Origin of the sequence: Aquabacterium sp., assembly GCF_050725395.1 — a bacterium.
Taxonomy (GTDB): domain Bacteria; phylum Pseudomonadota; class Gammaproteobacteria; order Burkholderiales; family Burkholderiaceae_C; genus Aquabacterium.
This window is the reverse complement of the sequence record NZ_JBOHHL010000005.1, coordinates 73,072-98,806: the sequence shown is the minus strand read 5'-3', so window position 1 is coordinate 98,806 and position 25,735 is coordinate 73,072. Positions and strand designations below refer to the sequence as shown.

The window sequence follows — 25,735 nt, the reverse complement described above, 5'->3', positions numbered from 1 at the left end:
GCCTGAACGAACCAACACGCCCACCATGACGACACCCCTGCAAGGCATCACCGAAGACGACATCGCCAACTACCTGGTGCACACGCCCGGCTTCTTCGAGCGCCACGCCCAGCTGCTGTCCAGCGTGCAACTCACCAGCCCGCACGGCCAGCGCGCCGTCTCGCTGCAAGAGCGCCAGATGGAAATGCTGCGCGACAAGATCAAGGGCCTGGAGCGCCGCATCATGGAAATGATCCGCCACAGCCAGGAGAACGAGGCCATCGCCCAGCGCCTGCACCACTGGGTGCGCGCCGTGCTGATGACCCACGACGACGCCGCCCTGCCCGACGTGCTGCTGTCCGAACTGCAACGCGAGTTCCTGATCCCGCAGGCCGCCGTGCGCGTGTGGGACACCCCCGCGGTGCCCGTGCGCGAAGCCCTGCGCGAACTGCCCTCCGCGCAAGCCGTGAGCGACGACGTGCGCAGCTTCGCGGCCAGCCTGACCTTGCCCTACTGCGGTGTCAACGCCGGCTTCGAAGCCTCGAAATGGATGGCCGACCACAGCACCATCACCTCGCTGGCGATGATCCCGCTGCACCACGAGGGCCACACCTACGGTCTGCTGGTGCTCGGTTCGCCCGACCCCACGCGCTACACGGCCGACATGGGCGTGGACTTCCTGGCGCAGGTCGGCGAAACCGCCAGCGCGGCCTTGGCCCGCCTGCTGGGATGATGCGCATGGCCACCCTGCTGAAAAACCGCCTGATCCTGGCCGCCCTGCTGGCCCTGTCCTGCTCGGTCCAAGCCCAGGACGCCGCCTCCCCGGAACGCGCCTTCCTGGTCGACGACCAGGCCAGCTACCAGGACACCGGCAGCATCAGCGATGCCGCCAAGACCGAATGCCAGCTGGAACGCCTCATCCCCCAGGCGGTCGAGAAGTTCGGCCCCAAGTACAAGGTGCAGGTCGCGTTGGGCCAGGGCCAGGCCAGCACGGCCTCCGACCTGGCCAACCGCGTGTCCCTCCAGATCACCACCCTGGTGGGCGGACGGGCCAGCGTGGGCTTTGGCGGCCGGTGGGTCGAGTCCGAAGTCGGCATGAACGCCGCCGTGGCCCAGGGCGGCCGCGAGATCGCCAAGACCAACTTCTCGTGCAAGGCCGGCCTGGGCGCCAACCCCTTCGCCAACTTCAAGGCCTGCGACCGGCTGGAACGGTGCGCCGAACAGCTGGGGGCCAAGACCGCCCGCTGGCTCAAGACCGTGGCCCGCAAAGCCGACACCGCACCGGCCAGTCCCGAGGCCGCCGCCAACCCTGACAGCGCAGCATCCGAATGAGCAAGCCACCAGGCCTTCAAACCGCCCGCGAGGCCTTGGCACGCCTGCGCGAAGGCAACCGCCGTTTCGTCGCCAGCGTCCAGTCCGGCCAGAGCTTGTCGGGGCCCGCCAAGCCCATCGAACTGGGCCAGCCGCAGAACCCGTTCGCCATCATCCTGGGCTGCTCGGACGCCCGCGTGCCGGCCGAACTGGTGTTCGACCAAGGCCTGGGCGACCTTTTTGTGATCCGCGTCGCGGGCAATGTGGTGGCGCCCTCGCAGGTGGGCAGCGTCGAGTTCGCGGCCTCGCGCTTCGGCACACCGCTCGTGGTCGTGCTGGGGCACTCGAAATGCGGGGCCGTCCTGGCCACCATCGAGGCCTTGCAACAGCCGGCCGACAACCTTCAGTCGCGCAACATCCACTCCATCGTCAACCGCGTGCGGCCCTCGGTCGAAGGCCTGCTGGCCACCGAGTTGCGCCACGACATGGACCAACTCGTGCACCACGCGGTGCGGGCCAATGTGCGCGCGTCGGTCAACCAGTTGCGCCACGGCTCCGAGCTGCTGGAACAGCTGATCCAGCAAGGCAGCCTGGCCGTGGTCGGCGCCGAGTACTCGCTGGAGACGGGCGCCGTCGAGTTCCTGGACGAGCTGGGCACCTGAAGCGCCCCCCGCCCAGGGCCGATGATCCGGTCAAGCCGTCAGCTTGAACACCGACACCGTCTGCGCCAGGCTCGCGGCCTGGTGCCGCAGGCTTTCCGACGCGGCGGCCGACTCCTCCACCAGCGCCGCGTTCTGCTGCGTCACCTGATCGAGCTGGTTGACCGCGTCGCCAATCTGGCCGATGCCCGTGCTTTGCTCGATGCTGGCACTGGTGATCTCGCCGATCAGGTCGGTCACCCGCTTGACCTGCTGAACCACGTCGTCCATGGTCGCGCCCGCGGTGCCCACCAGGCGCGTGCCGGTCTCGACCTTCTCGACGCTTTCACCGATCAGGGTCTTGATCTCGCGGGCGGCCTGCGCACTGCGCTGCGCCAGTGAACGCACCTCGCCCGCCACCACGGCGAAGCCGCGGCCTTGCTCGCCGGCCCGGGCCGCTTCCACCGCCGCGTTCAGCGCCAGGATGTTGGTCTGGAAGGCGATGCCATCGATCACGCCGATGATGTCGGCCACCTTTTTCGAGCTGGCCGTGATGTCTTCCATCGTGGCCACGACCTTGCCCACCACCGTGCCGCCGTCCACGGCCACGGCCGAGGCGCTGCTGGCCAGTTGCGACGCCTGGCGCGCCGTGTCGGCGTTCTGCTTGATGGTGGCGGTCAGCTCTTCCATCGAGGCGGCCGTCTGCTGCAGGTTGCTGGCCTGCTCTTCGGTGCGTTGCGACAGGTCGGCGTTGCCCATGGCGATTTGTGCCGAACCCGTGGCGATCGAATCCGAGCTGGCCCGCACCGCGTTCACGATGCCACGCAGCGACAACACCATGCGCTGCATGGACTGCACCAACTGGCCGATCTCGTCGCCGCTGTCGGTCCGGATGTCGACGCTCAGGTCGCCATTGGCGATGGCCTCGGCCGCCTGCTGGGCCCGGCGCACGGGCACCACGATCGACCGGGTCAGCACCCAGGCCAGGCCGCCACCCACGATCAGTGCCAGCACCGTGCCGATGGCCAGGGCGGTCACGCCCTCGGTGGCGGCATGGTCGGCGGCCTCCTTCGTGGTCTGCATGAGCTTGACCTGGTGGTCGGCCAGGCGCTCGACGGACGCCAGGTAGTTCTGCGCCGCCGGGAAGACCTTGGCCAGCACTTCGCCGCCCACGTCCTCGCCCGCTTCCTTGCGTTTGAGCAGGGCATTGCGTTCGGCCTGGAAGGCGGTGCGCTGATCGGAGATGTCCTTGATCAACTGCTTTTGCTCATCGGACGTCGCCAGCTCGCCCATGCGCTTGATGCGGGCGGTGTTGGCCGTGACCGTGGCCTGCATTTCTTCCTTGACGCGGCTGATCACCGTGGGTTCGGCCGCGAAGAACACCACCCAGGTGCGGGCGGTGTTCGATTCGATGGAGCGCGTCCAGCGCTGCGTCAGGGTCAACAGTTCAGCGTCTTCGGTGCCCAGCCGCTCGGCGATGGCGCGCACGGCCCGGATGCGTTCGATGCCCACGCCAGCGGCGATCAGGCTGAGCAAGATCAAGGCGGAAAAGCCCAGCGCGAGGCGCTTGCCGAGTTTCAGATTGGAGAGGAAGTTCATGGCTCGCTTTCGTTCCCTGCGGTTTGATGACGGGGCCTCAGCGCAGACGACCCGTTCAGCGGTATCGGCAAAGCGGCCCTCAACTTGAAGGCTTGGCATGGATGGCCCCGACTGGAACCCATCGGAGCGACAATGCAGACATGGCCATTGAAGACCGCCCGCCGCCGCCCAGCTTGATCGCCAGCCACCTCGAGCACCTGCGCGTGCAGCGCCGCCTCGCCGACCGCACGCTGGCCATGTACCTCGACGCCTTCAAGCGGCTGGAAGCCTTTTGTGCCCGGGAAAGCCTGTCGCTGGACGCCGTCAAGCCCCACCACGTGCGCGGCTGGGCGGCGCGGCTGCATGCTGGCGGGCTGGGCCCACGCAGCATCGCGATCACCCTGTCGGCCTGGCGCGGCCTGTTCCGCTGGATGGGCCGAGAAGGCCTGGCCAGCATCAACCCGGTCGAAGGCGTGCGCGCGCCCAAGGGCGCCAAGCCCCTGCCCAAGGCCTTGTCGGTGGAGCAGGCCGTGGCCCTGTCCACCGAAGCGCCGCCCAAGCCCGCGCCCCCGCGCAGCCGCGACGCGCGCGAAGCACCCTGGCTGGCCGCGCGTGACCACTGCATGGTCGAGTTGCTTTATGGCAGCGGCCTGCGCAGCGCCGAGTTGCTGGGCCTGGACGTGACCGCCAGCCCACAGGCCCAGGGTTGGCTGGACCGCGGCGGCGCCGAAGCCCATGTGCTGGGCAAAGGTGGCAAACGCCGCACCGTGCCCGTGGGCAAGGCGGCTTTGCAGGCGCTGGACGCCTGGCTAGACATGCGCGCCGCCCTGGCCGCACCCGGTGAAACCGCCCTGTTCGTCAGCCGCCTGGGCCGGCGCCTGACCCCCGTGCAACTGCGCAACCGCCTCAAGCAGATGGCCATCGACGCCGGCCTGCCCACACACGTGCACCCGCACATGCTGCGCCACAGTTTCGCCAGCCACCTGCTGCAGTCCAGCGGCGACCTCCGCGCCGTGCAAGAACTGCTGGGCCATGCCCACATCACCACCACCCAGGTCTACACCAAGCTGGACTTCCAGCACTTGGCCAAGGTGTATGACGCGGCCCACCCACGGGCCAAACGCAAAGACTGAGCAATAACCACGTTTTTTCCTAGGGCATACAGAAGAGCGGACATGTGGATTGGTGTTGGCGGACATAATTTGTAACGTCATTGAACAACACCTGGAAGTACCGCATGAGTTCCAAGCCCACGATCTGGGATTTCCGCCGAGGCATCGCCACCGCCCGCGTCCTCACGCAACTCGGCTACGAACGGGGTGTCAGCGTCGACGCCATGCTGCGCCACACGGGCATCACCCGCGCCCAGCTGGACGACCCCAAAGCCGAGATCGAAGCCCTGCAGGAAGTTCAACTGATCCGCAACCTGAGCACGGAGCTCAACCACGCGCCCGAACTCGGCATCCACGCCGGCTGCCGCTACCACGTCACCACCTATGGCCTGTGGGGCTACGCCGTCATGAGCAGCCCGACCCTGGGCAACGCGGTATCCATGGCCTCGCGCATGCTGAACCTGACCTTCTCGCTGACCACCAACGTGGTCGAGCGCCACGGCGACCTCATCACCTCGACCTTCCAGACCGACCACCTGCCGCCAGACGTGCGCCAGTTCATCATCGACCGCGACCGCGCGGCCGTGGTCACCCTGCAGCGCGAGATCCTGGGCGCCCCGCTGCCCTACCGCGAAGTGCAGATGAAGTGCCCCGAGCCCTCGCCCGAGATGGTGGCCGCCTACACCGCCCTGTTCGGCGTGCGCCCCACGTTCAACTCGCCGCACGAGCGCAACATCTTCGATGCCAGCATCATGGACCTGCCCTTGCCGCAGGCCGACCCGCACACCGCCCAGATGTGCGAGCAGATGTGCCGCAACCTGATGGAAAGCCGGCATGCCCGCACCGGGGTGGCCGCCAATGTGCGCGACCGCCTGCTGCGCACCCCCGGCCACATCCCCGACATGGAAAAAGTGGCCGAAGAGATGAGCATGACCTCGCGCACCCTGCGCCGCCACCTGACGGCCGAAGGCGCCACCTTCCGTGGCCTGCTCGAAGAGGTGCGCCGCACCCTGACCGAAGAGCTGATGGCCACCGCCAGCCTGACGCACAGCGAGATCGCCGAGCGCCTGGGCTACGCGGATGTCACCACCTTCATCGAGGCCTTCCGCCGCTGGAAGGGCATGGCGCCCAGCGAATACCGCCGCAACCAGGGCCTGACCCCACCCACCACACGATTGGCCCGTGCGCGATTGAGCATCAAGAATACGGCCTGAAGAAGGGGCAATTCCCCTTTCACGATGTGGCGCGCAGGCATAGACTGCGTCGTGAAAGGTGCCCCACCATGACCATCGAATCGCCGCTGCGCAATCTGAACATCGACCTGCCGGCCTGCCCGAGCACGCTGGTCAAGCTGTCCCTGCTGATGGCCGAGGAGGACTGCACCACCGAGCAGCTGGCCGAGGTCATCGAGAACGACATGGCCTTGTCATCCGCCGTGGTGCGCACCGTCAACTCGGCGCTGTTCGGCCTGCTCAAGCGGGTCGAGACCGTGCACGAAGGCATCCGCTACCTGGGCATGGCACAGGTCGCCGGCCTCACGTATGAGATCGGTTTGCGCGGTGCCTTCCCGCCAGGGCCTCTGCTGCAAGCCATTTGGGACCGCGCCGGCATCCGTGGCCTGGCCATGGGCAGCATTGCCCGCCAGCTCGACGTCGACCAATGGCTGGCCCACACGATCGGCCTGTTCGCCGAGAGCGGCCGCGCCGTGCTGATCGCCTACGACCACCAGCGCTACACCGCCCTGGACAGCAAGAGCCCCGACGAAAACCAACTGGCCGAGGCCGAGATCGCCGCCTTTGGCGTGAGCCATGCCGCGCTGGGCGCCGCCCTGTGCCAATCCTGGGGGCTGTCGCGCGAAGTGGCCGATGGCGTGCGTTGCCGCCCGCAAGGCCCGGCGTCCTGGGCCAACGAGCGCCCGCAGGTGCAGCGCCTGCTGACCATCGGCGCCGCCGTCGATGGCCTGCTGCTCGACCCGGTCACGTCGGCCGACCCGGCGGGCATGTGGCAAAAGCTCGAACCGATCACCCACCAGATCGGCCTGAACTTCCAGGCTTTCCAGCTGGCCACTACCCGGGTGTGTGAACGACTCAACACCGCGCGTCAAAAAGCGTAAAGCGACCGGCCGCACGCTCAAGTCGTCTGCATGGCGGACGATAAACAGAGACGATGCTGCTTTTGAAAGACCCCTTGCGGGTCACCCCCGACGACCCCCAGCTCAAGCGCCTGATCGAAGCCGAACGGGTGCGGATGCTGTTCGGTGCCGCGCTGCCTGTCGAACTGGTCAGCAGCGTGTTCGCGATCGCCCTGGCCGCCCTGATCGGCGCCCAGGTGGGTTGGTTGCGGGCGGTGGCCTGGGCCATTTTCTGTCTGGTCGTCACGGGCGTGCGCCTGGGCGTGTACCGCGCCTATGTGCGGTCCCAAAAGCGCGACCATCCCCGTTGGCTGACGTCGATGGTGGTCATGTCGGGCATGCTGGGGGGCACCTGGGGCCTGGGCAGCGCCTGGCTGTTGCCAGTCAATGACCTCAACGTGTCGGCCGTCATCGTCGGCTCGCTGATTGGCGCCAGCGCCATCTGCACTTTCGCGCTGCAGGCCGATCCGCGCCCCAACCGCGTGCTCAACATCAGCATGCTGCTGCCTTGCGCGGTGATGCTGTTCACCCGACAGGACGCCTATGGTGTCTTCGGCGGCTGCGGCCTGCTCACGCTGATGGGCATCATGCTGCTCGAAGGCGAACGCTCGGCCAGGCGCATCACCGAACTGCTGTGGCTGCGCTTCACCACCGACCGCATCGCGCAGGAACGCGCCGAGGCGCTCAAGCTGGCGCAGCGCCACAGCGCGGTCAAAGACCAGTTCCTGGCCACCATGAGCCACGAGATGCGAACGCCGCTGCACGGCATCCTGGGCCTCGCGCGGCTGGTGGGCCAGAAATTGCCGCCGCGCCCCGGCGTGCTGAACGAATCGCGCGAACACCTGGCCTTGATCGAACGCTCGGGCGAACACCTGCTGGGCATCATCAGCGACGTGCTGGATTTCTCGCGCATCGAGGCCGGCAAGCTGCAGATCGACCAGGCGCCCTTCGACCTGCACGCGGTGGTCGACGACGTGCTGTCGCTGCTGGCCGTGACCGCCGCCGAAAAGGGCTTGCCCCTGCGGCGCGACATCCAGCTGAACTCGCCGTGCATGGTGTTCGGTGACGCGGCACGCCTGCGCCAGGTGCTGCACAACCTGGTGGGCAACGCCATCAAGTTCACCGACATGGGCCACGTGAAAGTGACCGTGCAACGCCACCATTGCGACGACGAAGGCCCCGACAGCCCCTGCGCCAAACGCGTGGTCTTCCGCATCGAGGACACCGGCATCGGCATCCCGCCCGACCAGCAGGCCATGGTGTTCGACGCCTTCCACCAGGCCGATGGCAGCTTCGTGCGCAAGCACCGCGGCACCGGCCTGGGCCTGACCATCTCGCGCGAGATCGCGCGGGCCATGCAGGGCGACATCCTGTGTGAAAGCACGGCCGGCCAGGGCTCGGTGTTCACCTTGAACGTGCCGCTGCCGCGCATCACCAACAGCGAACCCACGCGCTTCCTGGCCACCCGGCCTTCATCGCTGATGGACCAGCTGGACGACGGCGGCTTCAGCGGCCACGTGCTGCTGGCCGAGGACAACCCCGTCAACGCCCTCGTGGCCCAGGCCATCCTGAGCAAGCTGGGCCTGCAGGTCACGCACGTGGAAGACGGCCAGCAGGCCTTGGCGCTGCTGAGCCAGCCTCATGGCATCGACCTGGTCTTGATGGATTGCCAGATGCCCGTGCTGGACGGCATCGAGGCCACGCGGCGCCTGCGCTGCATCGAGCAGGAGCAGGGCCGCCCCGGCGTGCCCGTGATCGCGTTGACGGCCAACGTGATGAGCCAGGACCGCGACCGCTGCCGGGCTGCCGGCATGGACGACCACCTGGCCAAGCCCTTCACGCAGGAAGACCTGAGCGCCATGCTCAAGGCCCACCTGCATGCGGAGCGTCAGGCCTCGTTCACTGCTTGACGGCTTCGATCTGGATGATCAGGTGGATGTCGTTGGGGATGCCGGGCAGGCCATAGGTCATGCCGAAATCGCCGCGCTGGATGGTGGTGTCGAAATCGCCACCGCACACTTCGCGCTTGAGCATCGGGTTCTGGTAACAGTTGAAGTTGTGGGCCTTGAAGGTCACGGTCTGGGGCTTGCCCAGCAGCGTCAAGGTGCCCACCACGGCCGTCACCTTCTCACCCTCGAACACCAGCTTGTCGCTGACGAAGGTGGCCTTGGGGAAGGCTTCCACGTTGAAGAAATCCTTGCTCTTGAGGTGATTGTCGAACGGTGCCGTGCCGGTGTTGATCGACGCCGTTTCCAGGGTCACGTCCACCTTGCCGGTCTTGGCGGCCTTGTCCAGCGTGATGCTGCCAGCTTTCTTGTCGAAGCGGCCGCGGTTGGTCGAGGTGCCGAAGTGCTGGGCCTCGAAGGTCACGAAGGTGTGCGTGGGGTCGATGGCGTAGGTGGCGGGCTCGGCGTGCGCGATCGACGCGGCCAGGGCGGCGGTGGCGGCCAGCAGGGTCAAAGAAGTCTTGGTCATGGTCGGATCCTCAGGGTTTGGAAAAAAATCAAAGCGCCGGAACGCCTTGCAGAACGAGTTTGAATTTGACCTGCACGTCGTTGGCCACGACGGAGGTGTCGGCCCAGTCGCCATCACCCACCTTGAAGTCCAGGCGCTTGATGCCGAAGGTGCCGGTGGCGGTGGTCAAGGCGCCGGCTTGCGTCAGTTGCACAGGCACGACCAGGTCCCGGGCGTTGCCCTTGATGGCCAGCTTGCCGGCCACTTCGAACCGCCCCCCGCCCAGGGCCTTGATGGCGCTGGACTGGAACGTGGCTTTGGGAAACTTGGCGGTGTTGAACCACTCGGGCTTGACCAGCTCGGCGTCCGAATCGGCATTGACGGCCACGCTGCCCAGTTCGATCTGGAAAGCGATCTTGCTGGCGGGCAGGGCCTTGGGATCGAAAGCCACCTGCGCGGCAAAACGCTTGAAGCGGCCATCCAGTGGCACGCCCAGTTGCTTGGCGGTGAACGTGATCTCGCTCTGCGCGGGCACCAGGGCCTGGTCGGCCTGGGCCATTTGCGGCAGGAAGGTGGCGAACGCCAAAGCAGTGGTGGCAAACAGTCGTTTCATGAAAAGCTCCTCGGGGTTTGTTTTGAGCCGGGACTCATCAACGGCCAGGGCGCATGCGCAGCAGCAGGCCGTCGCGGTCGACGAAGTGGTGTTTGAGCGCGGCGGCCACGTGCAGGCCCACCAGGCCGATCAAGGCGAATGCCGAGATCTGGTGCCACGGCTTGATGGCTTCGGCCAGGTCCTTGTCCACCGGCACGAAGTCGGGCAAGGGCAGCACGCCAAACCAGACGATGGGGTAGCCGTGCGCCGAGCTGTAGGCCCAGCCGATCAGGGGCACCGCGAAAAACAGGGCGTACATCAACCAGTGGGTGCCGTGGTGCGCCAACTTCTGCCAACCCGGCATGGCGCGCTCGATGCTGGCCGGCAGCGCGGGCGGGCGGTGCGTCAGGCGCCACAAAAGCCGAACGGCCGACAGGAAGAGGATGGCCACCCCTGCCCACTTGTGCCAGTTGATCAGCTTCAGCTTGGTGGGCGACATGCCCAGGCCCACCATGTACAGGCCCACGCCGAACGCCGTGAGGATGGCCACCGCCAGCAACCAGTGCAAGGCGATGGCAAAGCCGGTGTAGCGTCCCGTGGCGTTCATGTTTTGGCCTTTTTTGCGGAAGGGGTGCGAAATCTGGAGCAGGTGGCACAGCTTAGCCTCCGCTCAATCAGCAGGGTTGAACCAACTTAACACCCTATTTCAATAAATTTGAACTTGCAAGCTTCCCTTAAGCTGACCCGGTTGGTGCCGAAATCCCATACACACAACACACAAACCCCATGAGATCACCTGCACTCAAGTGGCTCTTCATCGCGGCGTTCGGCGCAGATCCCAAGCAACGCCTGCGCATCAAGCGTTCGCTCATGGCCGCGACGGTTTACCTGTTGTGCATCGGGCTGCAGGTCTACGCTTATTACGCAGGCTACATGCACCTGGACGACGCCAAGGTGCTGTCGACCGCCTGCGTGGGCAACATCGTCTTCTGGTACGCCGTGCTGCGCTCGGGCATCAACCTGCGGTTCCAGGAACCCTCGCTCACCCTGCCGCAGATCCTGTCCTCCCTGACCATCATCGTCGGCGCGTATTCGCTGACCGGGCCGGTGCACGGCTCCACCCTGATGCTGCTGGCCCTGGTGCTGGTGTTCGGCATTTTCAACCTCAAGGCCCGGGGCGCGACCATTGCCGGGGCGTACACCGTGGTGATCATCGGCATCGCCATGGGCATCAAGGTCACGACCGATCCGGTCCACTACCCCTTCAAACTGGAGTTCGCCCACTTCTGGATGACCGTGGCCATCGTGCCCACCATCTCGTCGCTGGCGGTGCAACTCAGCAACATGCGCGAGAAGCTCAAGGCGCAGAAAAACGAGCTGGCCGAGGCCCTCACGCGCATCCAGGTGCTGGCCACCCGCGATGAACTGACCGGCCTGGTCAACCGCCGCCACATGCTCGACGTGCTGGGCCAGCACCAGAAACGCCTGGAACGTTCCGGCCACCACCGCTTCTGCCTGGCCATTTTGGACATCGACCATTTCAAGCGCGTCAACGACACCTACGGCCACGGCGTGGGCGACGAGGTGCTTCGCCATTTCGCCGAAGGCGCGCAGGCCGTGATGCGAGACACCGACGTGCTGGCACGCTGGGGTGGCGAAGAATTCCTGCTGCTGCTGAACGACACCTCGCCGGCCTTGGCCAACATCGGCCTGGAGCGCATCCGCACCCACCTGACCACCATCCAGTTCTCGGCGGAGCACCCCGAGCTCAAGCCGACCTTCTCGGCGGGACTCACCGGCTACTGCGACAACGAGCGCCTGGACGTGTGCATCGAGCGCGCCGACAAGGCGCTCTACAAGGCGAAGCGCGACGGCCGCAACCGCACCATCATCCAGGCCAGCCCTGCCGATGTTGCCGACCAAGCCGTCAGGGACGAAGCCCCGCAGAGCGCCACCAACACGATGGCCTGACCTCCGGCGCATGCACCCGCTCATCACCCGCATCGGCGATGCGGTCCTTGGCACGGACCGCAAGGTCCGCCTGCGCGTGACGCTGGCGATGATCGCGTTCTATGGCTACAGCATCAGCTCGATGCTGCTGCTGTTCGCCATCGACATCGGCCTGGTCAAACGCGGCCCCGGCCTCTGGTTGCTGGTCTACATGTGGGCCGGCATGATCACCTTCTACACGCTGGTGCGCACGGACTGGTCGTCCCGGCTGGGCAACCCGGGCATGGACCTGCCGCAGTGCCTGTACGCCACCGTGGCCATCCTGTGGGCCTACCTGATCAGCGGCGAGGTGCGCAGTTCGGTGCTCATGCTGGTGGCGCTGGTGCTGGTGTTCGGCATGTTCTCGCTCAAGGCGCGCGAGGTGCTCACGCTGGGCATCTTCACCGTGGCCAGCCTGGGCGTCATCATGACCGGCATGGTGCTGAGCGATCCACAGATGGACCCGCGCATGGAATTCATCCGCTTCGTGCTGGCCGCTGGCACGCTGCCCGCCGTGTCCGGCGTGGCCTACTACGTCAGCAAGATGCGCAACCGCCTGCAGGAGCAGAAAAGCGAGCTGGCCCATGCCCTTGACCTGCTGCAGGAGATCGCCTCTCGGGATGAACTCACCCGCCTGGTGAACCGCCGCCACATGCAGCAACGCATCGAGCAGGAAGCCTCGATGCAGTTGCGCAGCGGCGAGCCTTTCTGCCTGGCCCTGATCGACCTGGACCATTTCAAGCGCGTCAACGACCAGCATGGCCACGCCGTGGGCGACCAGGTGCTCAAGGAGTTCGCCGATGCCGCGCTGCAGGCCTTGCGCAAGACCGACATCCTGGCGCGGTGGGGGGGCGAAGAGTTCCTGCTGCTGCTGCCCAACGAACAACCCGGCAGCGCCCAGGCGGCCCTGGCCCGCATCGCCGACTGCCTGCGGGCCCACCAGCACACGCCCGGCGCCAGCGGGCTGCCGGTGACCTTCTCCGCCGGCCTGACCGACCACCCGGCTGGCGAACCCCTGCACGAGACCCTGGAGCGGGCCGACCAGGCGCTGTACTGCGCCAAGGACCAGGGCCGCAACCGCACCGTGATGCGCACCGCCGCGCACACGCCCGAGCCAAACACCCTGGCCGATGCCCGCCAAGTGTGAGACAGTTGGGCCTGGGTCGCGGGGCACACCACCCCCCGTGGCTCGACTGTCAAGCTCGGGTGGTGTCTGTCCTACAGATCCATGCACAGCCCTTCAGCGTCCATCACTGGCGACACCATCGCCCACTTGCTCAACCGACTGTCCACCATCGACGGCCGGGGCATCTCCGGCTGGGAACTGGTCCAGGGCCAGCTGACCGAACTGATGGCCGCCACCGGCAGCCCTTGCGGCTTCATCGGTGACATCACGGACGCGGTGTCGGGCACCCTGCAGGTCCACAGCGCGGGCCCGCTGATCTGGCCGAACGATCCCCGCCAGGCCCCCTCCACCTTGTGGGCCGGTGTGCTGGAAACCGGCGGCCCCGTGGTGAACAACCAGGTGTCCGTGCTGGGTGGCGTGCAACGCTTCATGGCCATGCCGCTGCTGCGCGGCGGCCAGCTGATCGGCGTGCTGGGCCTGGCCAACCGGCCCGAAGGCTACAGCGATGCATTCGCTGGCCAGCTGGCACCAGCCCTGGCCCTGATCGCCAGCAGCGTCGCGGCCTGGCAGGCCGAGTCGCGACACCGCGAGGCCCTGGGGGCCCTGGGCGTGGCACGCGACAACCTGCGCAGCACCGAAGAGCAGTACCGCCAGTTGTTCGACGCGGCCGGTGTCGGCATCACCCGCATGTCGCTGAGCGGCCGCTTCCTGGACGTCAACCACCGCTTCACCGAGATCACCCAACGCACCCGCGAGCAGTTGCTGCAACTGAGCCGCAACGACATCACCCACCCCGACGACCACGCGACCGACGAAGCCTTGGGGATTTCCGTGCTGGAAGGGCAACGCCCGCGCTACAGCCTCGAAAAGCGCTATGTGCGGCCCGATGGCCAGGTCGTCTGGGTGATGCTGTCGGCCGCCCTGGTGCGCGATGCCCAAGGCCAGCCTTTGCACTTCGTTGCCGTGAGCGAGGACATCACCGAACGCCGGCAGTTTGAAGAAGCCATGAACTCGGCCAAGGCCGCTGAAAAAGCCAACAAGGCCAAGACCGACTTCCTCTCGCGCATGAGCCACGAGCTGCGCACGCCGCTCAACGCCATGCTGGGTTTCGCGCAATTGCTGCGCGTCGACCCCACCAACCCCATCAACGACATCCAGCGCAAGAAGGTCAGCCACATCGAAAGGGCCGGCGCCCACCTGCTGGCCATGCTGACCGACGTGCTCGACCTGTCGCGCATCGAGGCTGGCGGCCTGCCGCTCAACCTGGAGCCGCAACGCCTGGCGGCCGTGCTGGAAGAAGCCCACGCCCTGGTCAGCAACCAGGTCACGCAAAGCGATGTGCAACTGCTGCTCACGCCGCCGGCCGAAGACCTCTTCGTCAAGGCCGACCAGGTGCGGCTGCGCCAGATCCTGGTCAACCTGATGACCAACGCCGTCAAGTACAACAAGCCCGGTGGGCGGGTGATGGTCGAAGCGCAAGGCGTGCGCTCCTTCGTCGTCATCACCGTGAGCGATACCGGCCGCGGCCTCAGCGAAGAGCAGCAGGCCCACCTGTTCGAGCCCTTCAACCGCCTGGGCGCCGAACGCACGGCCGTTGAAGGCACGGGCATTGGCCTGGTCATCGTCAAGCGCCTGGTCGACCTGATGCGCGGGCGCATCGAGATCAGCAGCCAGGTTGGCGTCGGCTCCAGTTTCCGGGTGTGGCTGCCAGCCGCGCTCGACCCGCACACCGCGGCGGCCGACTCGACCCTCGGCCGCCTGGGCGCCCGCTCGGGCTGGGGCGCCTTCGACGCGCTCAACCCCGGCACCCTGACCCTGCTCTACGCCGAGGACAACGTCGTGAACGTGGAACTGGTGCGCCAGGTCATGCACATGCGGCCCAAGTGGCACATGGAGGTGGCGCGCAACGGTGCCGAAGCCATCCAGATGGCCCGTTCCGCCCCCCCCGACTTGCTGCTGCTGGACATGCACCTGGGCGACATGAGCGGCCTGGATGTTTCGGACGTGCTGGCCCGCCGGGCCGAGACCGCCGGCATCCCGCGCGTGGCCTTGTCGGCCGATGCCATGCCCGACCAGATCGGCGCGGCCCGTGAACGCGGCTTCCTGGATTACCTGACCAAGCCCCTGGACGTGGCGCGTCTGCTGTCTTTGCTGGACCGCTACGCCGAACAATTGATCGCCGAGGGCAAGGCCGAAGAAACCGAAGGCTGACGCTTCAGCCCGGGCGGCTCACCAGTTCAGGTCGCTGAAGAAGCGGCCGCCGTGGAAAACCAGCGGCGCGGCGCCGATGCGGCGGTTGCAATGCGCCACCTGGCTGACGAAGATGACGTGGTCGCCCGCATCGTGGTGGCTGCGGTGCGCGCACTCGAACACCGCCACGGCCCCGGGAATCACGGGGGCGCCCGTCAAGCCTTCACGCCACTTCACGCCCTCGAAACGGTCGATGCCCTTGCGCGCGAAGCGCTCGGCCAGCTGGCGCTGGTCCGCCGCCAGCACATTGATGGCGTAATGCGTGGCCGACAGAAAGGCCGGCAGAGAAGACGACTGGCGCGCCAGGCTCCACAAGACCAGCGGCGGCGACAGGGACACCGAGTTGAAGGAGTTGGCCGTGAGCCCCACCAGCACGCCTTCGGGCGTGCGCGCCGTGACGATGGTCACCCCGGTGGTGAACTGCCCCAGGGCCGCGCGAAACTCTTCGGGCGTGAAGGGTGAGCCGGCGGGCTCGGGAACGGTTGCAGGGTCGGAAGGCAAGGACATTCGAAGGCATTTTCCTGGGCAAGGTCACAGTGTAGACCCCCGCCCACGAGGCCTCACGAGGCCGGCCGGTACACCCACACTGGCCGCCCCCCTTCCAACGTCAGCCGCGCCTGGGGTTTCAGCGGCACACCGTGCACATCCACCGCCTCGAACTCCAGGCTCACCAGCCAGGCGCCAGGCTTGAGCTCGCGCCGGGCCTTGTCCACCGCGCGCGGCATGGACTCGGGCCGCTGGAACAGGTAAACCAGGTCGTAGCCCGACCAATCGGCCACCCACATGTCGGCGCGGCGCACGGTGGCCCAGGGGCAGCGCAGGCCGCAGACGATGCGCCAGGGCCAGCCCCATTCGATGCCGTGGACCTCGGCCATGGGATAGGCGCGGTGCAGCTCGGCCAGGCCGTCGCCCATGCCGCAACCGGCGTCGAGGATGCGGGCATTCGCGGGCAAAGGCGCGTGCTGGGGCAGCTTGGTCAAAGCACCGCGCGGGGTGGGGAACACCGGGGCATCGCGCCAGGCATTGACCGGATAGGCCAGCAGCAGCAAGCCCAGCGGCGCCAGCCAGACCCAGGCCGGCAGGCCACCGCCCTGCCCCAGCGCCAAGGCCGACAGCGGAAAACCCCCTGCCACGAACACCCGCCGCCAGGGCGTCGTAGCCACCGGGGGCAGCAAGGCCACCAGGGCGCCCAAGGCGGTGGGCAAGGCCAGCGCCGCCCACAGTGGCGCATTGCTGAAACGCAGGGCAAAGCACAGGCCCCAGGCCAGGGCCCAGCTCAGCAAGGCGGGCAGTGGCCAGGGCCCCATGCCGGTCTTCGTCGCCCGCGCGTCAGGCGGGCGGGCCGCCGCGCAGCTTGTCGATCAAGCCGTTGAGTTCTTCCAGGCTGCCGAACTGGATGGCCAGTTCGCCCTGCTCGCCACGCTTGGTGCGCTTCTTGACGCGGATCTCCAACTGCGCGGTCAGCAGGTCGGACAGCTCTTCTTCCAGACGGAGCACGTCGCGCGACTTGTCGCCCTTGAGGCGCATCAGCGGTGTCTGCCGCCCGGCCCCGATCTGCTTGTTGACGAGCTTTTCGGCGTCGCGCACGCTCAGCTTCTTGCTGGCGATCTCGTGCGCCGTGGTGACCTGCTGGGCCTTGTCGAGCGACAGCAAGGCACGCGCATGGCCCATGTCGATGTCGCCGGCCATCAGCATGCCCTGCACCGCTTCGGCCAGGTTCAGCAGGCGCAGCAGGTTGCTGGCGGCGCTGCGCGAGCGGCCCACCGATTGCGCGGCCTGCTCGTGCGTGAGGCCGAACTCTTGCGTCAGGCGCTGCAGGCCTTGGGCCTCTTCCAGCGGGTTCAGGTCTTCGCGCTGGATGTTCTCGATCAGCGCCATCACGGCGGCCGATTCGTCGGGCACGTCTTTGACCAGCACCGGCACTTCGGTGAGGCCGGCCAGCTTGGCGGCGCGCGAACGGCGTTCACCCGCGATGATTTCGTAGCGCCCCCCACCAATCGGCCGCACCAGGATCGGCTGCATGATGCCCTGGGTGCGGATGCTCTCGGCGAGCTCGTACAGCGAGCCCTCGTCCATGCGCGTGCGCGGCTGGTACTTGCCGGCCTGCATCAGCGACAGCTTCAAGGTCGTGGGGGGGCCTTCGGCCGCCGGGGACGCGGGGGTGTCGCTGACTTTGGGGCCGAGCAGGGCCTCCAGGCCCAGACCCAGGCCTTTGGATTTTTTGGTCGCCATAGGCTGGGATTGTCCTTCAGTTTCTACAATGGCCGCTTCTCAGCCCGGCCCCGCTTTGCACGGAGCACCTTGATCATGGCGCGTTTTCTATTGTCCTGGGAACTGGGTGGCGGGCTGGGGCACGCTGGCCGCCTCAAGCCCCTGACGCAAGAGCTGATGCGGCGCGGTCACCACGTCGACCTGGTGCTGCGCGAACTGGTCCACACGCACACCTTGCTGAAGGACCTGAAGGTGCGCACCCTGCAAGCCCCCGTGTGGATGCACCGGGTGGTCGGCCTGCCCGACCCGCAGGCCACGCTGGCCGAGATCCTGCTGGCCAATGGCTACTTCGGGGTCGATGCCTTGAACGCGCTGGTGCAAGGCTGGAAGGCGGCGCTGGAGCTGACCCGGCCCGACGTGCTGGTGGCCGACTATTCGCCCACCGCCTTCCTGGCCGCGCGCATCCTGGGCATCCCCACGGCCACGGTGGGCATCGGCTTCTACCTGCCGCCCGACCGCGCGCCCATGCCGCTGTTCCGCGATTGGGAGCCCATTGCCAAGGGGCGCGTCGAGCACTCTGAAGGCGAGGTGCTGCGCACCGTCAACGCCGTGCTGCAGATGAATGGCGCACGGCCTGTGGAACAGCTGTCCACCATCCTGCGGGGCGAACGGCCACTGCTGTGCACCTGGCCGGAGCTGGACCACTACCGCCGCGGCGCCCTGCCCGAGGGGCAGCGCTACCACGGCCCCACCTTCCTGCCCAGCGGAGGCCAGACGCCCACCTGGCCGCCGGGCGAAGGCCCGCGCGTGTTCGCCTATGTGCGCAGCGCCCACCCTGATCACGCGGCCGTGCTGAAGGCGCTGGACGACCTGGGTTGCCGCACCCTGTGCTACTTGCCGGAAGTGGCCGGGGGCATGACGCCGCCCGTCGTCAGCGCGAACATCCACTACGCCAGCGGCCCGGTCCACCTGGGCCAGACCTTCCCCGACTGCCAGCTGGTGATTTGCCATGCTGGCGAAGCCACCCTGGCCCAGTCGCTGCTGGCGGGCGTGCCGGTGCTGCTGCTGCCGACCCAGGCCGAGCAGTTCATGATGGCGCGTTGTGTGGAGGAAACCGGGGCCGGTGTGAATGCGGCGCAGCGCAAGCGGCCCACGGATTTCAAGGCCTTGATCCAGCAGATGCTGAACACGCCAGGCCACGCGCAAGCCGCGCGGGCCGTGGCCGACCGCTACAAAAACTTCACCCACGAAGGCCAGACCCTGGCCCTGGTGGATGAATTCGAGTCCCTGGCCAGCGGGGCGGCTTGAACGCCAGGCCCCGCGCTTGAACCCTGGCCGTCAGCTCAGGCTTGCTGGCGGCGGCGGCGGGCCATCAAGCCCAGCACGGTGAAACCAGCCAGGGCCATGGCGTAGCCTTCGGGCTCTGGCACGGCCGAGAAGGTGACGGCATTGCCCAGGTGTCCGGCTTGCAGGTAGCTGTAGTAGTAAGGGCTGCCATCGCCATTGATGGTGAAGGGATCGCCACTGCTGGCGTGCGAACCGCTGCTCTCGTCCACATAGGTCTGGCCGCCCACGGTGTAGGTGTAGCCGGGGATCAGCTCGTTGTGCTCGGGCACGACCACTTCGTGCGAAGCGCCGTAGCCACCGTAGCCGCCATACCCACCATAGCCATAGCCGCTACCGTTGTCGTACACGGTGTAGCGCTGTTCGGGCACGAAGATGACCTGGTCGGGCACGGTCACCGTTTGCTCGGGCACCGTGAAGCTGCCGTTGCCCGTGGCATTGCCCTTGGCGTAGGTTTGCAGGTCGTACTGCAGGGAGATGGTTTCACCCGCGGCGATCACGCCCAGGTCGACCTGGAACAGGCCGCCAGCGATGGTGTAGGTCGTGGGGTTGCCGCCAGCCGAAGGCACGGCCGGGGTGTACAGGTTGGCGCCCGACAGGTTCAGCACGGTGCCCGAAGCCGTCGTGCTCAGGTCGGCTTGGCTGCCCCACACCGAGGTGCCATTGGTCTTGACATCGAACTTGATGCCCGAGGACACGTGCTGCGAACCGCTGATGTTCGAGCGGATGTCGTTCTGCAGCAGGCCGGGGATGATGAAGAAGTTGAAGGTTGCGCGCTGAGCGGTCGCCGTGTTGTTGGTGATGCTCTGCACGATGGAGAACGCACCGGTCACGTCGTACACGCCATAGCCCGACGAGCGGCTGCCGAAACCTTCGGTGGGGCCGCCATAGGTGTGCAGGCCCGACTGGTTGCTGCCGCTGTATTGGAAGTCCAGCACGTCGACATAACGGACATCGGGGGCGATCGAGCTGTCGCTCAAAGGCACCGAAGCGCTGCCGCCCACGCTGTAGGACGCGGTGGCGCTGACCGATTGGGTTTCGACGACCTGGGCTTGGGCCGCAGCGGCGTACAGGGCGAAACCGATGGCAGCGGCCAAAGGACGAAGGGCCAGACGGCAGAACGTGGCTTGCATGGAGGTGAATTCCTGAGCAGTTATATGTTTCAGAGCGTAACCGATGCACCAAAACAAAACACTCCCCGGTTCGTGGGGACTTTCACCAGCTGATCGTGCTCTGGTTCAGGGCCTGCCAGCCTTCGGGCCAATCGCCATGCCCCGAGGCTTCATTGACATGGCCTGCGTCGCCCAGGTCCTGAAGGGCGGCGCCCCAACCCTGGGCCAAAGCCTGGCTGCGCCCGAAGACCGAGTACGGGTCGGTGCGCGAGGCAAGCACCACAGCGGGGAATGGCAACACTTGGCGAACCACACGGCGCCAGCCCTGCAGTTGCGGGGCGGTGGTGGCGGGTGTGGCCTGCGGCCCGTCCAGGTCGGGGGGCGCCACCAGCCAGGCACCCTTGACACGGTGGGTGTGCTGCGAATGGGCCGCCCACGCGGCCACCAGGTGACAACCCAGGCTGTGCGCCAGCAGGATGGCGGGCTCGGTGCCGAAGGCCGGATCGGCCAACAGGGCCTGGTCCAGGTTCATCATCCAATCGCCCCGCTTGGGCCAGGCCCAGTCGTCCTGGTCAACCTTGCGAAACACGGCTTGGTCGCCATGCAACAACGGCCAGCGGCTCTGCCAATGGCCCGGCCCGGAATCGTGCCAGCCGGGCAACAGAAGGAATCGCTGAGTCATTGGCAGGAAATCATGCCAACGAGCGTTTGGCCACCCGGTCGACGACTTCCTGGGCAAAGGCGACGAAAGCCTGTGCGCCCTTGGATGCCGGGTCGAACACCACGCCTGGCACGCCATAGCTGGGCGCCTCGGCCAAGCGCACATTGCGCGGGATCACCGTGTCGAACACTTTGTCGCCGAAGTGTGCCTTGAGCTGATCGCTCACCTGCTGCTGCAGGGTGATGCGCGGGTCGTACATCACGCGCAAAAGGCCGATCAATTGCAAGTCGCGGTTGAGGTTGGCGTGCACCTGCTTGACGGTGTTGACCAGGTCGGTCAGGCCCTCCAGTGCGAAATATTCGCACTGCATGGGCACGATCACACCGTGGGCGCAAGTCAGGCCGTTCAGCGTGAGCAGGCTCAATGACGGCGGACAGTCGATCAAGATGAAATCGTAGTCGGCGGCGCAAGCTTCCAGCGCGGTCTTGAGGCGGCGGTCGCGGCGCTCCAGGGGCACCAGTTCGATTTCGGCGCCGGCCAGATCTCGGTTGGCGCCCAGCACGTCGTAGCCGCCCTTGGGGCTGCGTTGTTTTGACTCGGCGATGCTGGCATCTTCCAGCAACACGTCGTACACCGTGTGCGCCAGGGTGCGCTTGTCCACCCCCGAGCCCATGGTGGCATTGCCCTGAGGGTCCAGGTCGACGATCAATACGCGCTGGCCGATCTGGGCCAGGCCGGCCGCCAGGTTGACAGTGGTGGTGGTCTTGCCGACCCCGCCCTTTTGGTTGGCAATGCAGAAGATGTGCGGCATGCCGACATTATCCCTGTTACCGAGGGCACCTCCGCCGGGGGCACGAGACTCGCCATGGAATTCATTTTGGATGACCGTCACCGAAGCCAGACCAGGCAGCGTTCGGCATCCAGACCAGGCACCTGCAGTTGTTCCACGTGGAACACCTCCACACCTGCGGGCAATTCAGCCACTTCGTCTTGCGGATTCTTGCCCTTCATCGCCATCCACACGCCGCTTTGGGCGCGCAAGCCGGAAGTCAAGTTGACGAAGTCGCTCAAGGAAGCGAAGGCGCGGGAGGTGATCACCTGCCAGGGCTTGGCTGTGAGGTTCTCAACCCGTGCATGCTCTGCTTTCAGATTGGGCAGGCGCAATTCCGCTGCCACCTGCCGAACGAAGGCGGCCTTCTTGGCCACGGCGTCCACGCAGGTCACCTGCAGTTGCGGCATGGTGATGGCCAAGACGACACCGGGCAAACCACCGCCGCTGCCCACGTCCAGCACCGCAGCCGCGGCACCTTGAAGATGCCGCCACAAGGGCGCGCGCACAGACAAGCTGTCCAGCAGGTGCAGGGTCAGCATCTCTGCCGGATTACGCACCGCCGTCAGGTTGTAGGTCTTGCCCCACTGGCTGAGCATGCCGACGTAGGCGAGCAATTGCTCAATCTGTGGATCGGTCAGGGCGGGCGCGGGACCATTGTCCAGCGTGGCCAAAGCCCGGCGCAACTCAGGCGCCAGGTCTGGCCCGATGGGCGCGTTGGAGATGTAGCTCATGCTGATGCAGTCTCGGGCAGCCGGTCAAATCCTTTGAACCGTCCCTTTTTAAGATGGATGAGCAGCAGCGAAATCGCCGCTGGCGTCACCCCAGAAATGCGCGAGGCTTGACCCAAGGTCTCTGGCCGGTGCTTGCTGAGCTTCTGGCGAACCTCGAAACTCAAGGCCGGCACCTGCAAGTAATCCAGATCAACGGGTAGCTGCAGATTTTCAAAATGGGCAGAGCGCTCCACTTCGTCGTTCTGCTTGCTGATGTAGCCCGCATATTTGATGCTGATCTCCACCTGCTCGATCACGGCATCGGCCAAGGTCTTGCCCAGTTCTGATTCCAGCGCGGCCCGAGACACCGGGGTTGTTGTTCCACGTGAAACAAGCCCCTGCCCCGCAGCGGCCTTGCCCGCGTCCAAATCTGATTGGATGTGGTGTGCAATGGCACTGACTTCGGCCACCACATTGAAATCCACCGCGGGCCGGCGCAGCAAATCTGCCAGGCTGTATTCGCGCTCCAGGGCTTTGCCCACCAAGCGCTCAGCCGCCTCAGTGGGCAAGGTGGCCGGGCGCACCCACATGGCATTCAAGCGCCCTGTTTCACGTGAAACAGCATCGCGTTTGCGGTTGAATGCGTCCCAACGGGCATCGTCCACCAGGCCCAACCCCCGGCCAGCTTCGGTCAGGCGCATGTCGGCATTGTCTTCGCGCAGTTGAAGGCGGAACTCTGCCCGGCTGGTGAACATGCGGTAAGGCTCGGTCACGCCCTTGGTGATGAGGTCATCGACCAGCACACCCAGGTAGGCCTGATCGCGGCGGGGCAGCCAGGCATCTTGGTCTTTGGCCTGCAAAGCCGCATTCAAACCAGCGAACAGCCCTTGCGCCGCCGCCTCTTCATAGCCGGTCGTGCCATTGATTTGCCCGGCAAAGAACAAGCCCTGGATGGCCTTCGTCTCGAAGCTGGACTTCAACTCGCGCGGGTCGAAGTAGTCGTACTCGATGGCGTAGCCGGGACGCAGGATGTGCGCGTTCTCCAAACCGGGCATGGAGTGCAGCGCGGCCAGTTGAACGTCGAACGGCAGCGAGGTGCTGATGCCGTTCGGGTAGAACTCGTGCGTGGTCAGGCCCTCGGGCTCCAGGAAAATCTGGTGCGTGTCCTTGTCGGCGAAACGGTTGATCTTGTCTTCGATGCTGGGGCAATAACGCGGGCCCACCCCTTCGATCACGCCAGTGAACATGGGGCTGCGGTCGAATCCCGACCGGATGATGTCGTGCGTCCGCTGGTTGGTGTGCGTGATCCAGCACGGCCGTTGCGCCGGGTGCTGCTCGGCCGAGCCCAGGAAGCTGAACACCGGCACAGGGTGGACGCCATCCATGCCGTCGCCGGGTTGCTCGGTCAACTGATCGAAATCGATGCTGCGGCCATCGATGCGCGGTGGCGTGCCGGTCTTCAAGCGCCCTTGCGGCAACTTCAACTCCTTCAGGCGCGACGACAGCGACACGGCCGGCGGATCACCCGCGCGGCCGGCACTGTAGTTCTGCAGCCCCACGTGGATCTTGCCGTCCAGGAAGGTGCCCGCGGTCAGCACCACCGTGCGCGCCCGGAAACGGATGCCCACCTGGGTGACGGCGCCGACCACGCGCTCATTCACCCCATCACCCTCCACCATCAGGTCGTCCACCGCCTGCTGGAACAGCCAAAGATTGGGCTGATTCTCCAAGCGGGCGCGGATGGCGGCCTTGTAGAGGATGCGGTCCGCCTGGGCACGGGTGGCACGCACGGCCGGCCCCTTGGAAGAATTCAGGATGCGAAACTGGATGCCCGATTCGTCGGTGGCCGCGGCCATCGCCCCACCCAGGGCATCGATCTCCTTGACCAGGTGGCCCTTGCCAATGCCGCCGATCGACGGGTTGCAGCTCATTTGCCCCAGCGTCTCGATGTTGTGGGTCAGGAGCAAGGTGGCGCAGCCCATGCGGGCCGCGGCCAAGGCAGCCTCGGTGCCAGCATGGCCACCACCCACCACGATGACGTCGAATTCTTTGGGGTACAGCATGGAGCCACCTCGCGCTTGTCTACAGGGGTACTACAGGGGTACTGCCTCATTTTTGGGCAACCCGGGATTGTACTGAAATACCCTTGGCAAGGGGAAATCAATGCACCCTGGGTGCCCTGCCTGGACAGGGTCATCCTGGTCTGCTGAGACCGGGATTTGCAAAGAGCCCACGCTCTCGCTACGATCAACGACTGATAGACGCTGTCATCGCGACCATGATTAAAACAGGGCCCTTTTTTAAAATTCCGCGATGACCCTCCAGGCCATGAACTGCCGCCCGGGCTGCGCCGCGTGCTGCATTGCCCCTTCCATCTCATCGCCCATGCCCGGTTTGCCGCAAGGCAAGCCTGCCGGTGTTCCCTGCCCGCACCTCGCGGTGGATTGGCGCTGCCGCTTGTTTGGCCTGCCCGAACGGCCCGCCGTCTGCGGATCGCTTCAACCCGCGCCGGACATGTGCGGCACCGACCGGCAGCACGCCATGCAATGGCTTACACGGCTCGAAGCCGACACCTGCTAGGAACCGCCAAGCCTTCGAGGGTGGATTTCAGCGGACCGCCTTGAGGGCCAACTCGCCGTCGTCGGCACCCGTGGCAGAGGCACTCATCGAAGCACCCGGCCGGCGGTCCAGCAACTCCTCCGGCGGCACACCCGTGGGTGAGCCCGTCAGGGCCTTCATCTCACGGCGCAGGTCTTCAGTCGTCAGACCCCGGCCATCGGGCGCCCAGCCGGGCGGCATGAACATGTAGCCCAAGGCATCGCGCAGGCGGCGCGCGCGGAACACGTCCTTGAAGATGCCGATCCATTCGTTGAACAAAATCTTGATCGCGCTGTTGGTCGTCACCTGCTTGACCAGGCCATAGCGGATCGGCACGCCTTCCTTCTCGGGCACGTAGGTGCCGAACAGGCGGTCGAAAATCATGATGGTGCCGCCATAGTTGGCGTCCAGGTACTCGACGTTGGCGGCATGGTGCACGCGGTGGGCCGACGGCGTGTTCAGCCAGCCTTCCATCCAGCCCATCTTGTCGATCAGGTCGGTGTGGATCCAGAACTGGTATGCCAGGTTCACGCCATAAGAGATCAACACGGCATCGGGCGAGAAGCCGAAAAAGCACTGCGGCGCGAAGAACACGAAGCCGCCCGAGATCTTGCCCGTGACCGACTGCCGGAAAGCCGCCGACAGGTTGTACTGGTTGCCCGAATGGTGGATGGAGTGCGAAGCCCAGTACCAGCGAACGCGGTGGCCGGTGCGGTGCAACCAGTAATAGAAGAACTCGGTGCAGAAGAACATGGCCACCCAACCCCACCAGGTGTCCATCGGCACGGTGAACAAGCGGTGCTCGTAGACCCAGGCGCCGAAAGGCAAGGCCACGCCAATCACGGCGCCCATGGGAATGGCTTCCACGAGCGCACGCCACAGGTTGATGCGGATCGTCGTCCAGAACGCTTTCCAGTCGTAGGCCTGGGGCCCACGGGTGCGCGCGATCAGGACGCCTTCCAGGGCGGTGATCGCCACGGCCGATCCGCCGAGGATCACCATCATGGTCTTGACGGGGTCGAGTGAGGGCAACATGTGATGCGCTTCGTCTAATGCGTTGACTACAACCCCCAACCATACGGACTTGCCCGCGATTTGTCTTCCGGG

Annotated in this window: 25 protein-coding genes; 12 read left to right on the top strand and 13 right to left on the bottom strand. The window is 66.2% G+C overall.

All coding sequences use genetic code 11. The annotated features are described in order from the left end of the window. The first annotated feature begins 25 nt into the window (after positions 1–25). Genes ACREB4_RS05180 through ACREB4_RS05170 form a run of 3 tightly spaced genes read left to right on the top strand, consistent with a single transcriptional unit; the run spans position 26 to position 1,952 of the window. On the top strand, positions 26–712 hold the full coding sequence (locus ACREB4_RS05180; RefSeq protein WP_431587131.1) for a DUF484 family protein: 687 nt from the start codon (positions 26–28) through the stop codon (positions 710–712). A 5-nt stretch (positions 713–717) separates the two neighbouring features. Further along, positions 718–1,311, top strand: coding sequence for a hypothetical protein (locus ACREB4_RS05175; protein ID WP_431587130.1), 594 nt, complete (start codon positions 718–720; stop codon positions 1,309–1,311). Then, positions 1,308–1,952, top strand: a complete 645-nt coding sequence (locus ACREB4_RS05170; protein WP_431587129.1) for a carbonic anhydrase — start codon at positions 1,308–1,310, stop codon at positions 1,950–1,952. The genes ACREB4_RS05175 and ACREB4_RS05170 overlap by 4 nt, the downstream gene beginning before the upstream one ends. A 30-nt stretch (positions 1,953–1,982) precedes the next feature. On the opposite strand, the gene ACREB4_RS05165 is transcribed toward ACREB4_RS05170, so the two are convergent. Continuing rightward, positions 1,983–3,527 carry a methyl-accepting chemotaxis protein gene (locus tag ACREB4_RS05165; RefSeq protein WP_431587128.1) on the bottom strand — a complete coding sequence of 515 codons (1,545 nt, stop codon included), beginning with the start codon at positions 3,525–3,527 and terminating at the stop codon, positions 1,983–1,985. A 140-nt stretch (positions 3,528–3,667) separates the two neighbouring features. Here ACREB4_RS05165 and ACREB4_RS05160 point away from each other — a divergent pair, with 140 nt between their 5' ends. From ACREB4_RS05160 to ACREB4_RS05145, 4 genes are all read left to right on the top strand, one after another. Next, positions 3,668–4,639, top strand: coding sequence for a tyrosine recombinase XerC (locus tag ACREB4_RS05160; protein ID WP_431587127.1), 972 nt, complete (start codon positions 3,668–3,670; stop codon positions 4,637–4,639). Positions 4,640–4,743: 104 nt separating this feature from the next. Then, on the top strand, positions 4,744–5,832 hold the full coding sequence (locus tag ACREB4_RS05155) for an AraC family transcriptional regulator (protein ID WP_431587126.1): 1,089 nt from the start codon (positions 4,744–4,746) through the stop codon (positions 5,830–5,832). A gap of 68 nt (positions 5,833–5,900) precedes the next feature. Further along, positions 5,901–6,731, top strand: a complete 831-nt coding sequence (locus ACREB4_RS05150) for an HDOD domain-containing protein (protein WP_431587125.1) — start codon at positions 5,901–5,903, stop codon at positions 6,729–6,731. A gap of 53 nt (positions 6,732–6,784) precedes the next feature. Then, positions 6,785–8,659 carry an ATP-binding protein gene (locus ACREB4_RS05145; RefSeq protein WP_431587124.1) on the top strand — a complete coding sequence of 625 codons (1,875 nt, stop codon included), beginning with the start codon at positions 6,785–6,787 and terminating at the stop codon, positions 8,657–8,659. On the opposite strand, the gene ACREB4_RS05140 is transcribed toward ACREB4_RS05145, so the two are convergent. Genes ACREB4_RS05140 through ACREB4_RS05130 form a run of 3 tightly spaced genes read right to left on the bottom strand, consistent with a single transcriptional unit; the run spans position 8,649 to position 10,402 of the window. Next, positions 8,649–9,224, bottom strand: a complete 576-nt coding sequence (locus ACREB4_RS05140) for a YceI family protein (RefSeq protein WP_431587123.1) — start codon at positions 9,222–9,224, stop codon at positions 8,649–8,651. The genes ACREB4_RS05145 and ACREB4_RS05140 overlap by 11 nt on opposite strands. 28 nt (positions 9,225–9,252) lie before the next feature. Next, positions 9,253–9,816, bottom strand: a complete 564-nt coding sequence (locus ACREB4_RS05135; RefSeq protein WP_431587122.1) for a YceI family protein — start codon at positions 9,814–9,816, stop codon at positions 9,253–9,255. A 37-nt stretch (positions 9,817–9,853) separates the two neighbouring features. Beyond that, positions 9,854–10,402 (bottom strand): cytochrome b, encoded by a 549-nt coding sequence (locus ACREB4_RS05130; protein ID WP_431587121.1) that lies wholly within the window; start codon positions 10,400–10,402, stop codon positions 9,854–9,856. 179 nt (positions 10,403–10,581) lie between these two features. On the opposite strand from ACREB4_RS05130, the gene ACREB4_RS05125 reads away from it, so the two are divergent. From ACREB4_RS05125 to ACREB4_RS05115, 3 genes are all read left to right on the top strand, one after another. Beyond that, positions 10,582–11,766, top strand: a complete 1,185-nt coding sequence (locus ACREB4_RS05125) for a GGDEF domain-containing protein (protein WP_431587120.1) — start codon at positions 10,582–10,584, stop codon at positions 11,764–11,766. 10 nt (positions 11,767–11,776) lie between these two features. Then, the gene (locus ACREB4_RS05120; RefSeq protein WP_431587119.1) at positions 11,777–12,931 is read left to right on the top strand and encodes a diguanylate cyclase domain-containing protein; all 1,155 of its coding nucleotides are present in this window, start codon (positions 11,777–11,779) and stop codon (positions 12,929–12,931) included. Between the two features lie 81 nt (positions 12,932–13,012). Further along, a complete protein-coding gene (locus ACREB4_RS05115) occupies positions 13,013–15,121 on the top strand; it encodes an ATP-binding protein (RefSeq protein ID WP_431587118.1) in 2,109 nt (702 codons plus the stop codon). Positions 15,122–15,139: 18 nt separating this feature from the next. On the opposite strand, the gene ACREB4_RS05110 is transcribed toward ACREB4_RS05115, so the two are convergent. From ACREB4_RS05110 to ACREB4_RS05100, 3 genes are read right to left on the bottom strand one after another with little or no spacing between them, the layout of a single operon-like run. After that, the gene (locus ACREB4_RS05110) at positions 15,140–15,667 is read right to left on the bottom strand and encodes a flavin reductase family protein (RefSeq protein ID WP_431587117.1); all 528 of its coding nucleotides are present in this window, start codon (positions 15,665–15,667) and stop codon (positions 15,140–15,142) included. A 53-nt stretch (positions 15,668–15,720) separates the two neighbouring features. Next, positions 15,721–16,467 carry a class I SAM-dependent methyltransferase gene (locus ACREB4_RS05105; protein ID WP_431587116.1) on the bottom strand — a complete coding sequence of 249 codons (747 nt, stop codon included), beginning with the start codon at positions 16,465–16,467 and terminating at the stop codon, positions 15,721–15,723. Between the two features lie 22 nt (positions 16,468–16,489). Continuing rightward, on the bottom strand, positions 16,490–17,392 hold the full coding sequence (locus ACREB4_RS05100; RefSeq protein ID WP_431587115.1) for a ParB/RepB/Spo0J family partition protein: 903 nt from the start codon (positions 17,390–17,392) through the stop codon (positions 16,490–16,492). 75 nt (positions 17,393–17,467) lie between these two features. Between ACREB4_RS05100 and ACREB4_RS05095 the strand changes: the two genes are divergently transcribed. After that, positions 17,468–18,679, top strand: a complete 1,212-nt coding sequence (locus tag ACREB4_RS05095) for a glycosyltransferase (RefSeq protein WP_431587114.1) — start codon at positions 17,468–17,470, stop codon at positions 18,677–18,679. Between the two features lie 35 nt (positions 18,680–18,714). On the opposite strand, the gene ACREB4_RS05090 is transcribed toward ACREB4_RS05095, so the two are convergent. The 5 genes from ACREB4_RS05090 to mnmG all read right to left on the bottom strand — a co-directional run bounded on the left by ACREB4_RS05090 (position 18,715) and on the right by mnmG (position 24,093). Then, entirely contained in the window at positions 18,715–19,848 is a 1,134-nt protein-coding gene (locus ACREB4_RS05090) for a PEP-CTERM sorting domain-containing protein (RefSeq protein WP_431587113.1), read from the bottom strand. 82 nt (positions 19,849–19,930) lie between these two features. Beyond that, on the bottom strand, positions 19,931–20,509 hold the full coding sequence (locus ACREB4_RS05085) for an RBBP9/YdeN family alpha/beta hydrolase (RefSeq protein WP_431587112.1): 579 nt from the start codon (positions 20,507–20,509) through the stop codon (positions 19,931–19,933). A gap of 10 nt (positions 20,510–20,519) precedes the next feature. After that, on the bottom strand, positions 20,520–21,299 hold the full coding sequence (locus ACREB4_RS05080) for a ParA family protein (protein WP_431587111.1): 780 nt from the start codon (positions 21,297–21,299) through the stop codon (positions 20,520–20,522). A 77-nt stretch (positions 21,300–21,376) separates the two neighbouring features. Then, positions 21,377–22,051 carry a 16S rRNA (guanine(527)-N(7))-methyltransferase RsmG gene (gene rsmG, locus ACREB4_RS05075; RefSeq protein WP_431587110.1) on the bottom strand — a complete coding sequence of 225 codons (675 nt, stop codon included), beginning with the start codon at positions 22,049–22,051 and terminating at the stop codon, positions 21,377–21,379. Further along, entirely contained in the window at positions 22,048–24,093 is a 2,046-nt protein-coding gene (gene mnmG / locus ACREB4_RS05070) for a tRNA uridine-5-carboxymethylaminomethyl(34) synthesis enzyme MnmG (protein WP_431587109.1), read from the bottom strand. The genes rsmG and mnmG overlap by 4 nt, the downstream gene beginning before the upstream one ends. 265 nt (positions 24,094–24,358) lie before the next feature. Here mnmG and ACREB4_RS05065 point away from each other — a divergent pair, with 265 nt between their 5' ends. Continuing rightward, positions 24,359–24,610, top strand: a complete 252-nt coding sequence (locus tag ACREB4_RS05065) for a YkgJ family cysteine cluster protein (RefSeq protein ID WP_431587231.1) — start codon at positions 24,359–24,361, stop codon at positions 24,608–24,610. Positions 24,611–24,637: 27 nt separating this feature from the next. Here the strand turns inward: ACREB4_RS05065 and ACREB4_RS05060 are convergent, their stop codons facing one another. Further along, entirely contained in the window at positions 24,638–25,663 is a 1,026-nt protein-coding gene (locus ACREB4_RS05060; protein WP_431587108.1) for a sterol desaturase family protein, read from the bottom strand. Positions 25,664–25,735: the final 72 nt, after the last annotated feature.

Bases quoted from the DNA above. Each gene is read 5' to 3' on its own strand.
- ACREB4_RS05180 (WP_431587131.1), top strand. From the start codon at position 26: ATGACGACACCCCTGCAAGGCATCACCGAAGACGACATCGCCAACTAC.
- ACREB4_RS05175 (WP_431587130.1), top strand. From the start codon at position 718: ATGGCCACCCTGCTGAAAAACCGCCTGATCCTGGCCGCCCTGCTGGCC.
- ACREB4_RS05170 (WP_431587129.1), top strand. From the start codon at position 1,308: ATGAGCAAGCCACCAGGCCTTCAAACCGCCCGCGAGGCCTTGGCACGC.
- ACREB4_RS05165 (WP_431587128.1), bottom strand. From the start codon at position 3,527: ATGAACTTCCTCTCCAATCTGAAACTCGGCAAGCGCCTCGCGCTGGGC.
- ACREB4_RS05160 (WP_431587127.1), top strand. From the start codon at position 3,668: ATGGCCATTGAAGACCGCCCGCCGCCGCCCAGCTTGATCGCCAGCCAC.
- ACREB4_RS05155 (WP_431587126.1), top strand. From the start codon at position 4,744: ATGAGTTCCAAGCCCACGATCTGGGATTTCCGCCGAGGCATCGCCACC.
- ACREB4_RS05150 (WP_431587125.1), top strand. From the start codon at position 5,901: ATGACCATCGAATCGCCGCTGCGCAATCTGAACATCGACCTGCCGGCC.
- ACREB4_RS05145 (WP_431587124.1), top strand. From the start codon at position 6,785: ATGCTGCTTTTGAAAGACCCCTTGCGGGTCACCCCCGACGACCCCCAG.
- ACREB4_RS05140 (WP_431587123.1), bottom strand. From the start codon at position 9,224: ATGACCAAGACTTCTTTGACCCTGCTGGCCGCCACCGCCGCCCTGGCC.
- ACREB4_RS05135 (WP_431587122.1), bottom strand. From the start codon at position 9,816: ATGAAACGACTGTTTGCCACCACTGCTTTGGCGTTCGCCACCTTCCTG.
- ACREB4_RS05130 (WP_431587121.1), bottom strand. From the start codon at position 10,402: ATGAACGCCACGGGACGCTACACCGGCTTTGCCATCGCCTTGCACTGG.
- ACREB4_RS05125 (WP_431587120.1), top strand. From the start codon at position 10,582: ATGAGATCACCTGCACTCAAGTGGCTCTTCATCGCGGCGTTCGGCGCA.
- ACREB4_RS05120 (WP_431587119.1), top strand. From the start codon at position 11,777: ATGCACCCGCTCATCACCCGCATCGGCGATGCGGTCCTTGGCACGGAC.
- ACREB4_RS05115 (WP_431587118.1), top strand. From the start codon at position 13,013: ATGCACAGCCCTTCAGCGTCCATCACTGGCGACACCATCGCCCACTTG.
- ACREB4_RS05110 (WP_431587117.1), bottom strand. From the start codon at position 15,667: ATGTCCTTGCCTTCCGACCCTGCAACCGTTCCCGAGCCCGCCGGCTCA.
- ACREB4_RS05105 (WP_431587116.1), bottom strand. From the start codon at position 16,467: ATGGGGCCCTGGCCACTGCCCGCCTTGCTGAGCTGGGCCCTGGCCTGG.
- ACREB4_RS05100 (WP_431587115.1), bottom strand. From the start codon at position 17,392: ATGGCGACCAAAAAATCCAAAGGCCTGGGTCTGGGCCTGGAGGCCCTG.
- ACREB4_RS05095 (WP_431587114.1), top strand. From the start codon at position 17,468: ATGGCGCGTTTTCTATTGTCCTGGGAACTGGGTGGCGGGCTGGGGCAC.
- ACREB4_RS05090 (WP_431587113.1), bottom strand. From the start codon at position 19,848: ATGCAAGCCACGTTCTGCCGTCTGGCCCTTCGTCCTTTGGCCGCTGCC.
- ACREB4_RS05085 (WP_431587112.1), bottom strand. From the start codon at position 20,509: ATGACTCAGCGATTCCTTCTGTTGCCCGGCTGGCACGATTCCGGGCCG.
- ACREB4_RS05080 (WP_431587111.1), bottom strand. From the start codon at position 21,299: ATGCCGCACATCTTCTGCATTGCCAACCAAAAGGGCGGGGTCGGCAAG.
- rsmG (WP_431587110.1), bottom strand. From the start codon at position 22,051: ATGAGCTACATCTCCAACGCGCCCATCGGGCCAGACCTGGCGCCTGAG.
- mnmG (WP_431587109.1), bottom strand. From the start codon at position 24,093: ATGCTGTACCCCAAAGAATTCGACGTCATCGTGGTGGGTGGTGGCCAT.
- ACREB4_RS05065 (WP_431587231.1), top strand. From the start codon at position 24,359: ATGAACTGCCGCCCGGGCTGCGCCGCGTGCTGCATTGCCCCTTCCATC.
- ACREB4_RS05060 (WP_431587108.1), bottom strand. From the start codon at position 25,663: ATGTTGCCCTCACTCGACCCCGTCAAGACCATGATGGTGATCCTCGGC.